Origin of the sequence: Pseudomonas sp. UFMG81, from assembly GCF_015354575.1 — a bacterium.
GTDB lineage: Bacteria > Pseudomonadota > Gammaproteobacteria > Pseudomonadales > Pseudomonadaceae > Aquipseudomonas.
On sequence record NZ_JACAFQ010000044.1, the window covers coordinates 17794 to 32929 of the forward strand.

Annotated in this window: 6 protein-coding genes; all 6 read left to right on the plus strand. The window is 61.8% G+C overall.

The genetic code is table 11. The annotated features are described in order from the left end of the window. Positions 1-17 precede the first annotated feature (17 nt). The 6 genes from IX761_RS24155 to IX761_RS24180 all read left to right on the plus strand — a co-directional run bounded on the left by IX761_RS24155 (position 18) and on the right by IX761_RS24180 (position 15132). Positions 18-494, plus strand: coding sequence for a YbjN domain-containing protein (locus IX761_RS24155; protein ID WP_194792021.1), 477 nt, complete (start codon positions 18-20; stop codon positions 492-494). Beyond that, positions 491-1423, plus strand: a complete 933-nt coding sequence (locus IX761_RS24160) for a peptidylprolyl isomerase (RefSeq protein WP_194792022.1) — start codon at positions 491-493, stop codon at positions 1421-1423. Before IX761_RS24155 ends, IX761_RS24160 begins: the two co-directional genes overlap by 4 nt. Before the next feature lie 56 nt (positions 1424-1479). After that, positions 1480-2397: a LysR family transcriptional regulator gene (locus tag IX761_RS24165; protein ID WP_194792023.1), complete on the plus strand. Its 918-nt coding sequence runs from the start codon at positions 1480-1482 to the stop codon at positions 2395-2397. 445 nt (positions 2398-2842) lie between these two features. Continuing rightward, a complete protein-coding gene (locus IX761_RS24170; RefSeq protein WP_194792024.1) occupies positions 2843-7498 on the plus strand; it encodes an Ig-like domain-containing protein in 4656 nt (1551 codons plus the stop codon). A 30-nt stretch (positions 7499-7528) separates the two neighbouring features. Beyond that, positions 7529-12070 carry a neuraminidase-like domain-containing protein gene (locus tag IX761_RS24175; protein ID WP_194792025.1) on the plus strand — a complete coding sequence of 1514 codons (4542 nt, stop codon included), beginning with the start codon at positions 7529-7531 and terminating at the stop codon, positions 12068-12070. Positions 12071-12144: 74 nt separating this feature from the next. Beyond that, positions 12145-15132, plus strand: coding sequence for a hypothetical protein (locus IX761_RS24180; protein ID WP_194792026.1), 2988 nt, complete (start codon positions 12145-12147; stop codon positions 15130-15132). Positions 15133-15136: the final 4 nt, after the last annotated feature.

Genomic DNA, 15136 nt, shown 5'->3' on the forward strand with positions numbered 1-15136 from the left:
CCACAAGGAGCAAGACCATGACTGAACAAGCCCTGATCGAAAGCGTGAACGTCGAGTTTCTGACCACCCTGATGCAGGATGCGGGGCTGCGGGTCAACCGCAGCGAACAGAACGGCCTGGTGCAGCTGCTCAGCGCCAGCCAGGGCATCGGTTTCGCCGTGCGCCTGGGCAACCCGGGGCAGGGCGAGGGGCAATTCGTCGACTTCACCTTCAGCTGCGCCCTGCGCATCCAGGGCGAGCTGCCCGAGGGGCTGGTGGAGCGCTGGAGCAGCAGCCGCCGTTTCGCCCGGCTGTACCGCCAGGGTGAATTCCTGGTGATGGAGCAGGATGTGCTGGTCACCGACGGGGTCAGCCGCCAACACCTGGCCAACCACCTGCTGCTGTGGGACCGCCTGCTCCAGGAGTTCATCGCCTACCTGCGCGACTTCAGCCGCCACGCCGCGCAAGGCCAGCCTGAGCCCGCCACCCAGGTGGCAGAGGACAACGCCTCGTGAGCCGTCGCAGTCTATGGGCCGGCGCCGGTGCGCTGGCCCTGCTGGCGCTGGCCGTGGGCTTGGCCTTGCGCCCCGGCGCCGAGCCCGTGGCGGCCAGCCGAGCCCCTGAGCCGGCAGTGACGCAAGGCGTAGCCTTGGCGCGGCTGGGCGACCAGCAGGTCAGCGTGGATGAAGTGCGCGCCATGCTCGACCAGTTGCCGCCGGCCCAGGCCAACCAGCTGCGGGCCGATCGCCCGGCGCTGGAGGTATGGATCCGCTCGCGGCTGGCCGAAAAGGCGCTGTTCCAGCAGGCCGAAGCCCAGGGCTGGGGCGAGCGGCCCGACATCGTGCGCCAGACCCGCGCTGCCACCGAGCAGATCGTGCTGCGCGACTACCTGGTGTCGGTCAGTCAGGTGCCGGCCGATTACCCGTCTACCGAAGAGCTGCAACAGGCGTATGACGCCAGCAAGGCCGATTTGCAACTGCCGGAGCGCTACCGCCTGCAACAGATCTTCCTGGCGGGCAGCGGTGACGAGGTACGCAAGCAGGCGCAGGCCCTGAGCAAGCGTGCCCAGGCCGCCAATGCCGACTTCGCCGCCCTGGCCAAGGCCCACTCACAGGATGAGCGGGCCGCGCAGGCAGGTGGCGACACCGGCCTGCAACCGCTGGCGCAGTTGCTGCCCGCGGTACGCGAGGTGGTGCATGGGTTGGCGGTGGGCGCGGTGAGTGAGCCGGTGCAGAGCGAGGCGGGGTGGCATGTGGTCAAGCTTGTCGAGCGCCAGCCGCCGCGGCTGGCGACCCTCGACGAGGTGGCGCCACGCCTGCGCCTGGCGTTGCGCGCGCAGCGCCAGGAGCAGGCGGCCAAGGCCTATGTGGAAGGCCTGTTCAACCAGGCGACGCTGAGCATCGATGGCGCGGCGTTGCAGCAACTGGGTGACGCGGGGCGCTGAGATCAACCACGCAAGGACGACCGGGCCGCGTTTGGCGGCCCGGTCAGGAGGCAAGGATGCCGATGTTCGATATGCCCGTCCAAGCGGCCAGTACGGGTGCGCCGTATGACGAAACGATGCTGGCCTGTTTTCTCGCCAGTGCCCGCTGCGGCTGCTTCATGCAGGCGGCGCGCAGCCTGAACTTGAGCGCGCCAGTACTGCGCAGGAAGCTCGCCCGGCTGGAGGCGCAGCTGGGGGTGACATTGTTCGCCAATCAGGACCATAGCGTGGTCCTGACGCGCCAGGGCCGGCACCTCAAGCAGGTGTTGCAGGCGCGCCAGCAACGGCTCGGTGAGGGCAGGGCGGTCAACACGCTGCGCCTGGCCGTGAGCGAACCGCTGCTGCGGGATTTTCTCGGGCGCAACCTGGTGACGTTCGTCCGCCAACTGGCCGGGGCGAGGCTGGAAGTGGTCAGCCTCGCCGACAGTGACAGCGATGTGTCGTTGTGTCTGACCGACAGTGCCGAGCAACCTCCTGAGCTAGCGTTCGCGTACGAGGACGCACAACGCCTGGCGGTGTTCGATTACCTGCCCTACATCGCCAAGCGCTATTGCCGCGAGGCCAACCGGCCCACCTGTGCCACGGCCCTGCGCGACTACATGCTGGTGCAGTGGCGCGGCGATCTGCCGGTGCCGGCCCTGGCGCCCTGGCACCGTTTGCTGGCGGCGCGCGAGGGCGGTGTCACCACCCTCGAGGACTACGAGATGTTCGTCCAGCTGATCCGTTGCAGCGCTTGCATCGGCCTGCTGCCGCACTACGCCGGCAAGAGCGATCGCAGCCTCATGGCCCTGCCGGGCGTGGTCCCGGAACCGATGCAGCGGGGCGTGTGGCTGGTCATCAACCCGCGGTCGGCCAGTGAGGCGCTGGTGCTGCGGCTTGCCGAGTCGATCAAGGCTACGTTTGCCGAACGGCGCGATTGGTTCCAATCCGTGTGAGCCGATGGGGTGTGTTCCTTGTGGGAGCAATTGTCTTGCACGGGTTTTCTGTAGGAGCGGCCTTGAACCGCAAAAGGGGGGCGCAGCGCCCCCAGAACCTCGATTGCACACCACGATCGCCGGGGCCGCTTTGCGGCCCTATCGCGACACAAGGCCGCTCCTACAGGACTTGTGTGAGCCGCCAGGTGTTTGCGGTTGAAGCCGCTCCCACAGATTCATGAGCGGCTTCAGCTGCCGGAGGCCTACACCGTCGTGTTTGTTACACCAGCAAGGCTGAATTGCGAGTGCTGTCTGGCATCCGTAACCACAGCCTACGGTGGTCGCGCACCTGATATTTTTGCCAGTTTCCGCGCTGCGGGGGCCTGCCTATGCTTGCGTTCAGTCGCGACCAAACCGCTACGGTGAAACGTCCCGACGAGCTCACATATCAAGGCGCGGGGGCAACATGGCCAGACGCAAAGTTCGCAAGCAGGATGGGTTGCTCGAACGCATTCTCGATGTGGAGCCTGGCATCAAGGCCAGCCTCGCCAGCGAGGGGCTTGGCGAGGCGTCGGTGATGGGCTTGCAACGCACGCCGTTGGATGCCTTGATGGCACAGTATTCCAGCTTGCATGTGAGCGAGGCGCAGCGACTCAAGGACCGCCTGGACGTGGCATCCGCAGCGCTGATGCGGGCGTTCCGTGAACGGCGCTTGAGCGCCCAGGGCGCTCGCGCTGGCGATGAAATCAAGGGGCCATTGGCACAGAGCACCGGGCCTACTTTCGAAAATCAGTTCTCACCGTCATGGGCCAACAACGCACATCCACAAGCCGTGGATGCCACCGTGTCGCCTGCGGCTTACCTGATCGACATGCTGATGTTCGCCCGTGACCATGTCGAAGCGCAGGGGGACGCCGCGAAGATTTTGTCTTTGCAAACCCGTCGCCCCGACCTGTTCGAGCTGGTGCTCGATGAACAGAACCTGCGCCAGGAAGTACCGCAGGTCGAGGTGATAAACCATGTTTTGCAGCGGGCAATCGAAGACTCACCGGTGTCCGAAGACCTCGCAGTGATAGAAGACAAGCTGTTGCAAGTACGTACGCCGCTCAAGCGATTCCCGTACGAAACCTACTGGGAGCAGATCAGGACAGTGCTGGCGCACAACCAGCTTGCGCTCAGTGATGTGTCGCGGCTGACGGATATCGAGGCACCCTATTTCACCCAGCCCGGTGCCCACTCGCAGTGGTCGAATACGGCCTTGCAGCAGGACTCTTCGCTAGGGCCGGCGTTGCGCGCCATCCTGATCGAGCCTGCGTACTTCGAACAGAGCAGCGATGTTCGCTACAACCCCCAGACACGCCGCCTGCTGCGCTTGCAGTCGGGCGAAGAACCCCTTGGGGAAGCGCGGTTGCTCGATAACGCCGCGTTCTTCACAGAGAACTTCGGCGTGTTGTATCCGACCCTGCTGAACGTGGTGAACTTCTGCCAGGCCTTGCAGATGACCCAGGTCGAGATGGAGTCGTTGTTCGGGCTGGCGGCCTTCGCCCCTGTGCGCTCCGACAACCTGTCTGGTGATCTGGCCAGCGTGCCGGCCACCCCTGCCCGATTCGGGGCGCGCTTCATCAACAGCGGCGGGGCGGAGCCGGTGTCGGTGGCCAGTGATGACCAGGACCTTGCGCGGCATCATTTTCTGCACCTGACCCAGGACCGCTGCGACCGTGTCCAGCGCCTGTTGCGCCTGGCCCAGGCATTGAAACTGCCCTATGCGCAGGTGGACCAAGTGGTGTGCGCGGCCATCGATGCAGAACGACGGGCCAGTCCGGTCATGCAGGACGATGGCTCGGCCATGTGGATGACCGTGAACACCCTACGCGCACTTGGGATGTTCCAGTTTCTGCGGGAACGGTTTTCCTGCAGCAGTGAAGACTTTGCCACCTTGCTGTCGCACATGGCCATTCACGGTGTCGGTGACGCTCAAAGCCATTTCGACCGGGTGTTCAACAGCGATACCACCACACCGCTGGTGCTCGATGGTGGCGTGTTCAGCATTGGCGGCGAGGACGCCGCCAGCAAGCGGACCATCGACCAGCTGTGCCGTGGGCTGGCGATCAACATGGAAACGTTCCGCTATCTGTCGCGCATGATCCTGCAGAGCCAGGGCCAGCTGACGCGCTCCTTGGCGACCATCAGTGCCTTCTACCGGGTGACTGTGCTGGCCCGTCTGTTGTCGGTGACCGTGATCGAGCTGCTGTCGCTGCTCGAGGTCATGAGCCCGGAAGGTCTTTATGCCCTGCAGTTGGGAGGGGAACCGCGTAACGCCATGCACAACAGCCTGGAACACACCGACAGCCTCAGCGTGATTTACGGCGTTTGTGCCTGCGTGCTCTGGTGCCAGGAGCGTCAGTTGCCCATCAGCTGGCTGGTGCAGCAGTTGATGCCGATCGTGCCGACGCAGGTGGTCGCTCAGGATATCGTCACCTTCCTGGATGGGCTGAAGAACAACATCGTGCCCTTTCTGGACCTGGACCGTGACCTGCAGCAGGCGGGCGTGCCCCCCCTGCGCACCCAGACCTGGAGCGAGAACCTCCTGCAGATCGTCGATGCCCAGGGTTTGGCTGTTTATACCGGTAACATCGAATCTGCACTGGACCCTGCGCAGTACGAGCACTTTGTGAGTCGGGAAGTGAGGGAGGTGATCGTAGGGGTGCTCAACGATGGAATACCCAATGACCCAGAGTTACCTTCCATGGGCCTGCCTGAGCAGGAGCGCCTCAAGCTGTTGATCGTCAGCGTCGTGCTGCGCATCCGCCGGCAGCAATGGGACGTGGTACAGGAGCAGCTGTCGACTCTGCTGTCGCTCACAGCCGACCTGGTGATCCCGGTGCTGTACTGGGCAGGCGGTACGGTGCACACGCTGCTGCGCTATGCACAGAGCTACGATTCAGGCTTGCGCCAGGCCAACTCCGAAGAATTGGCGTTCCTACCCCTGATCGAACGCCTGCGCCGTTGTGCCCAGGTGATCAGCCGTTTCAACCTGAGCCCGATGCTGATCACCAGCCTGCAGGTGCGCAGCGAGCAACCACGCTACAGCATCATCTCCACCGACTTGACCTTGCATACCTTGTACGCACTCGAGCGTTACACCCACTGTGTGCGCCTGGCCAGGCAGTCGGAGGAGGCGCTTCTGGGGTACTTCTCGCTGGTCGAGGCACTGGGAGAGCTGAGCGCGAACGAAAGACGCCTGATCAGGGACCAGTCCGGGCAGAAAGTGGCCGACTGGCTGGGTTGGGGGATTCGTGAAGTCCTCGATGTCGCGGCGCATATCACCGATGACGGCATCATTCGTAACCTGGCGCAGTTGAATGTGGTGGTGAACATTCGCCAGCTGTGCGAGCAGACCAGGCTGAGCGCCGTCTCGTTGCTCAAGCTCAGCCGCCTGAGTTCGCATGCCGATACTCACAGCTTCCGCGATGCCGCGCAGGAAATGCTCGGCAGCCTGCGCAGCGAAACACACTCGCGTCGTGACGAGGCCGAGCTGCGCCAGAGCCTGACGGCCCATTGCCTGGTGAGCGACGCACGGCTGGTTGCCATACCAAACGGCCCCTCGCAGGAAACCACGATCACCTTGAAACTGCTGGATCTTAACAGCCTGCCGGTTGCCGACATCAGGGTGAGGTGGTCGACCACCCTGGGTACCTTGCTCGCAGATTTCAGTTACACCGACCAGCAGGGGGTGGCGTCGGTGACCCTGCAGGGAGGGCCGCGAGTAGGGGTCGCCCATGTCACCGCCACCTACCTGCTGGAGACCGAGGTGGTCGCCCCGCCGATCATCGTCGATTGCGACGAAGACAGCCTGAGCCTGAGCGAAATACGGCCAAAACCCCACGACCCCTGGCAGCCGGCGGGCAACAAGGGGGAGTACGCTTTCAGCGTTCAGCTGGTGGATCGTTACGACAACCCTGGCGTCGACCGCTTGATCACCTGGTACTCCGAAATCGGGACCTTTAGCAGCACGCAGCTCGACGTCCTGGGCGAAACCCTGACCGACAGCGAAGGTTACAGTCGTGTCATCCTGCGCAGTCAGCAACCGGGGGTGGGCAGGCTCGAGGTCTGGCAGCCAGGCAAGTCACTGCCGGTGGAGTCGTTGACCGTGGGCTTCTCCGACCAGCCGTCCATCAGCGCGCTGGTGCTGACAAGCTGGGCGGTGCTCAAGGATCCCATCGAGGTGAAGGCCATAGTGCGAGGCTTGAACGGAGAACCCGTCGCAGGTTGCCAGTTGAAGTGGGAGAGCAGCGGAGCCTCCTTCGATGACACTGATGATGTCAGTAACCCGGAGGGGGAGGCCAAGGCTACCTTGCATGCCTTGCAGGCCGGGCCGCTGGAAGTGACTGTCGCGTTGCTCAGTGCCGATGCCAGTGCGCAGGTGTATGTCAGCGAGACACTGGTTTTCGAGGTGCTGGCCGACGCGCAACTGCGCGATGCCATTGGCGACACGCGCTACCCCCCAGCCGACGGCATCAGTGCCAGCGAGTACCAGGTGAGCATCTTCAGTTCCGATGGCAAGCCTGTCGCCAATTACCCGGTCGAGTGGCTGGACACTGATCAAGCCACGTGCTTGGAGAAAACCTTCACCGGCCAGGACGGTATCGCTCGCTTCGCCCTCAGAAGTGCCAACCCGCGTGCGTACCAGGTGACCGCTAACGCGGCCGCGGCCGGAACTCACATCTTCGATGAGGTGAAGTTCACATCGCCTTTGGTGTTGCAGGTTCTGTTCCAGGGCCAGCCGCTGAACAGTCCGATCATCATCCAGGAACCTGAGATGGGCTCCGATCCTTTCGAGCTTATCTATCACTTGCAGGTGGAGGACGACTTCTGGAAACAGCAACCCATGAGGCTGCTGTATTCAGGCGTAGCTTCGGAACAATCCTTGGGCCTGAGTTTCATGCCTCGCCTGGGTGAGTCACAAGAATTCGCGGATTTGTCGCAGATGAAGTGGACCATTACATGCACGCAATATGAGCTGTTGCACGAAGGCACTTTCCGTCTGGGGCTTACCCATGAACATGCCTGGGCAACGATCTGGATAGATGCTGTCGTCAAACCGTCATCTGCAGCGCGGTGACAGCGTGTTCTCAACGTTAAGCGAGGTCACATGGACAACACTCTGGCCAACGCCCTGGCGGAACAATGGCGCGACGCGCTCAGCGGTTACGTGATCCACCATGTCCTGCCGCATAAATTGAAGGCCCAGGCCCTGGGCCTGATCACTGCCGACCACCTGGACCGTTACCTGATGATGGATACCCAGGTGAGCGCGGCGGTGAGCACCTCGTACCTCGCCGAGGCCCTGGCTTGCACGCAAACCTATATCAACGCGATCTTCAACAACATCGAGCCCGGTTACGACAACACGCCGGCCCCCGAGCTACTGACGTTCTGGCGCCAAGGGATGGCCAACTACTCGCTGTGGGCGGCTTACCAGATGCTCGAGGACTACCCCGAGAACTACATTCGCGCTGACCTGCGGCTGGACCGCACGCAGCTGTTCCAGGCGCTGGGAAACGACCTGGGGCAGGCGCGGATTACGCAGGCCACGGTGCAGCAAGCGCTGCTGAAGTACCTGAACCAGTACGAATACCAGAACAGCATTCGAGTGCAGTCCGGCTATGTCGACTACCGCGGCGGCCATCTCGATCAGGACCATTTCCCCGGCTACGCCTTCGCCAATGCCGACTACTACCTGCTGGGCAAGGATACCGCTTCACCGGCACGCTATTACTGGCGCAAGGTCAAGGTGCGTCTGGATCAGGCGTCCACCTACATCCAGCCGGATGCCTGGAGCGAATGGCAGGCGATTGCCATGCCGTCCACCCATACGTTGGTCCAGGCCTGCCTGGTGTTGTTTTGTGGCCGCCTGCAACTGGCATGGTTGCACCACGACACTCCGGTGGATGTGAATGATGAGGCGACGCAGCGTTACACCCTGAAGCTGGACATGATGTATCTCGGGCTTGATGGGCAATGGTCGTCCCCCGAGAACCTGTGGCAAGAGGTGGGGCATGTGGATGCCGGGCAAGTGCCGGACTTGGCAGCCTACTGTTTGCTGACGGTGGCGGTGGCCGGTGCCAGAGGCAGTGACGATCAGCTGCTCGTCGCGGTGGGGGTGAGAAATGCGGACGAACCGCTGAAGTTCCTGGAGCGTTACAGCCTTCAACGTGATGTGCTCAAGCGCCAGGCCTTGGGGGAGGACGCGTTCGACCTTGAGATGCGTGAATGGTTACTCGGCTACTTCTACCCACCCGTCGGCGATGAGCCCCCTACGCTGGGGTTGCAGCGGCGAGTCAGCAGTACTGACTGGGCGCTCGAAAGCGTTGTACCGGCACCGGACAATGATCGCTACCTGGTACTGGACGCGCTCTATGAGCGACACGCGCAAGCGAGCGGCCGGCTGCATTTACGGGCCAGCTTACTGAGCCGGGTATCGGCTGAGAAAGTAGTGTCTCTTCATTTGTCCCAGGCAGGGCCAGTGGGTGCACTCGGCCTGGTGTACGTCGAGGTGTACAGCGATGGCCGAGGGGGGCTTGAGTGGCGTTGCCGCATTTTGCGCGAGTACTCCTTCACGAAGGTGACCCTCAAGCATCCGGCAATGGAGCCGGTCGACCTGTCACCTTCGGATTTCACCCAGCGAAGGCCTGGGTACTACGAGGCCAGTGCCCCGCTCGACCTCACTCAGCTGAACGACATGCTGGTGGCTTGCAGCCCCGACGAAGTGCGAGCCGGGGCCGGCTTCACGTTCACCGTCGATGACGAAAGAGAGGAACAGCTCTTCAATGCGAGCAACTTTATCAGCAAGCGTTTTGAAACGGTGCAGTGGAGCGATGTGGAACTCAAGGCGGGAGGGGTGTCGCTCTGGGAGGGCACGTTCACGCTCAATGGCGCGGCGACCACCGGCTGGGTCAGCCATGCATGGCCCACCAGCCAGGGCAACACGCTCCAGGTCACACTCCAGGCAAATGGCGTGGAGAATAGCTTCACGGTGACTCGGGCTGCGTTCAAGGACGCCGAGCGCCCTCCCTACATCGTCCGTATGGAGAGTGGTGCCGACTTCCTGGTTATCCAGCGCGGGGAGGCATCGGCCGAGCCTCTGGTGGCGCGCCTGAACTCCCTGCACGTACCAGACCTGATCAATCGTGCACAGTTTTCCCCTGAGGCGGTGTTCGCCTGGGATGCGCAGCACTTGCGTGAGCCGGCTTTCGCCGACACCCAGGCCGGTGACGGGCAGCAGGCCAGCGCCCTGGAGGAGAACGGCCCGCCGATGGACCTGTATGACGCCAATGGCCCGTACCTGCGCGAGTTGTTCTTCCATGTGCCACACCTGATCGCCACCCGCCTGCAGGAGGAGGAGCGATTCGACGAGGCTCGCCGCTGGCTGGGCCTGGTGTTCGACCCCCAGCAGAAGTTGCAGCCTGGGGAAACTCCCGGTGTGCCCTATTGGAACTGCGCCTGGTTGCTGACCGAGGATGCCCCGGCCGCCGGGCTCGACCATCAGCTGATCGACCCCCACGTTATTGCCCTGCATGCCCCCTCTCACTACCGCAAGGCCGTGTTCATGCAGTACGTGGCGTTACTGATCGGTGAAGCGGACATGCAGTACCGTCGACAGACCCGTGACAGCCTGGCCAATGCCTGGCTGTTGTACCGGATGGCCGCCGACCTGATGGGAGAGGTGCCTAATGCCCGTGCCATTGACACCTGGCAGCCGCGCACCGTGACCGAATTGCTCGAGCCCTCCCAGAGCGAGCCACTGATGCAGGGCATGGCCGATGAAGTGATACCGGCAAACCTGCCCAAACGCCTGGCGACGTTCTTCTGGGCAGGCGTGGCGGCACACCCGGCTTTCCGCCTGCCGGTCAACCGGCAACTGCTCGATACCTGGGAGCTCCTTGAGGCACGGTTCTACAACCTGCGCCACTTCCTGACCCTGGAGGGCGCCGCGATGCAACTGCCGTTGTACGCCCCAGCGGCCAACCCGTTCGACCTGCTGCTGGCGCGCATGGGTGGGCAGGCCAACCTGGCGCAGTTGATGGGGTACCGCACAGTGGTCCCGCCATTTCGCTTCAGCACGATGCTGGCCAGGGCCCACGAAGTGGTCGCCACGCTGGTCCAGTTTGGCGACAAACTGCGGGACTACCTGGAGCACGAGGAGCGCACCGACCTTGAAGCACGGCAGTATCAGCAGGCAATGGAAATTGCCGGCTATACCATCGGCATCCAGGAACAGCTGCTCCTGCAGCAGCGACAGAACGAGCGCGCACTGGCCGCGCAACGCGATGCCGCCAGCGTGAGGCAGGCCCACTACACGCAGCTTTACGACGGCAACCTTATCGATCAGGAGGTCGCTGCGATGGCGCTGCATGGCATAGGCCGTACATTGTCGGCCGTTGTAAACAGTGCCTTTGCCGCCGCCAACCTTGCCGAAACGGTACCGAAAATCTTTGGCCTGGCCAATGGTGGGCAGGAGTACGGGGGGCCGCTGATGGCGGTGGGCTTCGAGCTGGAAATCGCCAGCAGCGCCTCACTGACTGCCGCCGAGCTGCTGCGTGAGCAGGCGGGCTATCGGCGGCGGCGCGAGGAGTGGCAGCTGCAGGCGAAATTGGCAGGCAAGGAACTGGAGATCATCGACAAACAGCTCGAAGTGCAGAAGCACGCGACCCTGGCCGCCGATCAGGCCGTGCTGCACAGCCGCAAGCAGATCGCCCAGGCCGAACAGTTGCACGATTTCTACCAGAACAAGGCGACCAGCGTGTCGTTGTACCGCTGGCTGCGCGGGCAGGCGACCGCCTGGCATACGACGCTGTTCAGTGTGGCGGTGAACCTGTGCAACAGCGCCGAGGCCTGCCTGCAATTCGAGACCGGCAACTATGAGCGGCAGATCATTCGCCCCACCCTGTGGGCAGCGGATCACCTTGGTTTGGACGCCGGTGGCAACTTGAAACTGGAGCTGCATCGCCTGGAAGCCGAAGCCTTGCTGCGCCAAGAGCGACACCTGGAAGTGCGCAAGACGGTCTCGCTGCAGGCGCTGCTGCTCGAGGGGATGGTGTTCGACAAGGATAATCGGCCGATCGCGGACTGGCCTGCATTGCGTGCCAGCTTGCAAGCTGACGGTGAGCTGACCTTCAAGCTTTCCGAACTGATGTACGACCGGGACTATCCCGGCCATTACCTGCGCCGGCTGCACAGCGTGGCGTTGTCGCTACCGGCCCTGCTCGGGCCCTACCAGGATGTCCGGGCGACGCTCACCCAGAAAAGCAGCTACCTGCTGGTCAAACCGGACATCGAGGGCGTCGAGTACCTGATGTCGCCGGATCAGGACGCGCGTCACGCCGGTCGACCGGACAACGTGATGACCAGCCTGCGTGCCCAGCAGCAGGTATGCCTGTCCACGGCCAACCAGGACAAGGGTCTGTTCACTGCCGCCGAGACGGATGACCGCTACCTGCCGTTCGAGGGCACCGGCGCGGTATCGAAATGGCACCTGCGGTTCCCCCGGCACAAGGACCAGGCCAGCCTTCTCGAGGGGTTGAGCGACATCGTCGTCGAGGTCTGCTATTTCGCCTTGCATGGCGGTGAACTATTCGAAGAGCAGGTGGAAGGACTGCTGGCCGACGCGGCGGCAAGGCGCACGAGCGAGTAGCAATGACGGGTGGCGTGCTCATCGACGGGGCGGCTGCAGCGGCATGAGTTTGATCAGTACTTAGGGAGGCCCCCATGAACATCGACGGACTATCACCGCAATCGCAAGCCAGACCCGCCGAGGCTAACGATGAATCCCCCGGCGAGGGTTTGCTTAAGGCGCCGTCGTTTCCGGAGGGCAGCATCGGTAGCGAGCAGGCCGAGCATCCAACGCCCTGGAAACATGTCGAGGCTGAAGATCGCTATCGTCATCACTCCAACAATGGTGGCTATGTATCGCTGGGGAAGGCTATGACGCTCTGGCAGGACTTCCACCTATCAGGCGACCAGGGTGCAATGCCTTCGACCGCGCTTGAGTATGGCGTGGGGTGCGAGTATGGATTCAGTCTTTTTGGCAATTGCACGCTGACACTTTACGCGCTGGACGATCAGGGGCTGGAGACGCCGCTGCAAACCCGCAACTTGCCGGGCGAAGGCACACTAGACGGTGCCACCGAGGACGCTGACGAGGTCACGTGGCACGTTGTGCCTTTCATGCCAGTGACCGCCTCCACCGGGGTCCAGCGCTTGCGCGTCAAGTTTGAAACACCCACAGCGGGCGGAAACCCCTGGTTGTACCTGCGCCGGGTCCACCTGTCCCTGATACTGCCTGCGTTCAATGGCCAAGACGCGGTGAGCCTGTTCGTCGATTCAGCAGAAGATCCGCAGAGCGCGCCACCGTTCCTGCTGTGTCACGGCGCGCCCCATCGTTTGCTGGTGCGCGCGCCCGACAGCGATGCCTGGGTGGGGCACAAGCTCAGCCTGATGTGGCGCCAGCCCGCAGCCACGCCGGGTGAGTATGGGGTGCAGGCGCTGCCGAAATTGAACCTTGGCGATGGCCCGGACGATGAGCATTACCAGCTCTTGCCTGCTGACAGGGAGGCGCTATGGGAAGTGGTGAGCCTGGGCCGCGAAACGGACAAATCTGGTGAGGTGATGCTGGGGCTGGGGAGCTACTGGCACGCGCCGATTTACCCGATCGAGGCTGCGGTGGGGGATTTTCGTTACGAAATTGACCAGCTGGAGTGGGATGGCGTTATTCCGATCATAGAACTGAACAACAAGGCCACATTGACCGTTAAGGTGGTCAATCCCTACGCCCCTTTGCGCTTGCCAGCGGGCAAAGAAGTGATTTGGTCGCTCAATGGCTCGGAGTATCGGAGCACACGGACCGATGAGCAAGGCAAGGCGACGCTTGAGTACCAAGCCAAGGCTGGCGATGAAGGGGCGAGCAACAGGGTCGAGTTTATCGCCAAATGCGTGGATGAAATCAAGCAGGCAAGCCAAGCAGAGCTGACGATTCCCGTTTATGTCAAGACGCCCTGGCTGGAAGAATTGAACGTGCTGCTCGATGGTAATCCAGTTACCGATATCGAAGGTGTGTGGGTATCTCTGTTCCAGGGGTACGAGCGTACCCTGAGCCTCGTGCCCAAGTCAGAGGACAGTTGGTTTATCGGACAGCCGATCCGCTTGCGCTGGCCTGCAGAGGGCGAGGGACAACTGGGCATCACGTTCCAGCCCCAAGAGGAACGACCCCTGCTCAAGGAGGGGCTCACGTGGACCCTGACGAGTGGCAATGCCAATGGCAACTTTACCCTTGAGGCTGTGCTTGCTGAACTGGATGTATCGTTGACGTTGAACGGAATGCAGTTTTCTGCGAATTGGGCGGATGAAGTTGAGGTGAGGCTTGCAGGTGAGCCGGTGCTGCAGGACTCAAAACATATTTTCCGCAGAGCCGAAGACTGTGTGCTGAGCCTGATCCCAAAACCCGGCAGCTTGTTACCTGAAGCAGGAGTAAACGTCTGGCTGAGCTTCGAAGCGAACAGCCTGCCTGGCAACGGGATGCGCGCATTGCCGGCGTTTGAAAATAGACGCGCGATCGTAAGCGCAGGCCTCGACTGGACACTGACCGGTGCCCAGATGAGTGGTACTTTCGGCTTGAGCCTTAACGTGGAGGGCGGCCCGCGAGCCATCACGCTCGCCAACTGCTTATTGATCTCGCCGGTGCTTAATCACGAGGTCGACATATTTTTAAACGGTCAAACCATTAAGTCTGAGGATGTGAAAGTCTTCTGGCGTGAAGGCAACCTCCTCGCCATGTACCCCAGCCCCACGTTAGCAGCCGCTGGCTGGTTAGCATGGCTAGACTTTGTCCGAGAGAGTGATCCTGAGAGCATATTGCCAGCCACCCCGGCATACAGAGTGAAACAGCCGATGGGTGATGAGGCTTACAAATGGGGAGTGGAGGCGTATGCCGAAAATAGCTTCATCTTTGGTTTACGACTGTTTGTAGACGGCTATTCGCACCCGCGGGAGTTGAAAAACTGCATGGTCATTTCGCAGCGGCCTTTGTCCGAAGTGTCTGTTGATGTTGCTGGCACGGGGGTCGCTCAACCCTCTCAGCGGCTGTACATACCAAGAGATGGAAGTGTAAAAGTCAAAATACAACCGTATCCAAAGTCACCGCTTGTGCTCAAGGAAGCGCAAACCGCCCTGCATTTCATAACGGATGGCAGCCTGCAGGAAGAACAAGTGGCGGTTTCCCCAACGTACGGTATCAAGCGGGCGTTGCAGCGTACCTCTGTTGAGTGGGCGCTATCTGGAACAGGTCAGAGTGGAACCTTCGGTTTACATGTTTATGTGGACTACTTAAAAGTACTCGAGTTGACAAATTGTGTGATGTGTTCGTTGGATATCAGGGATGAAGTTGTTGTAGAACTCGATGACACACCAATAAATCCGAAAGACCTCTTGGTGTTGCGGGCGAATACGACGCATAGGCTGAAAGTGGTGCCTAGGCCAGAAAGCCCGCTGGCAAGAATTGCGCACTTTATCCAGCTGGGAAATCCGATGGCTCCAGCCCAGCCACCCGTCACTCCAACGCCTCCGTTTGCTGAACTTGGACGTCTGGAGGAACAGGGGTTCGGTTGGTCGCTGGAAACAACGGGCGAGCGTAGAGCATTTGCACTGAGAATAAAGGTCGAGCCATTTGACTCAGTCATAATTTCTTGTGAGGTGCGCTAATACC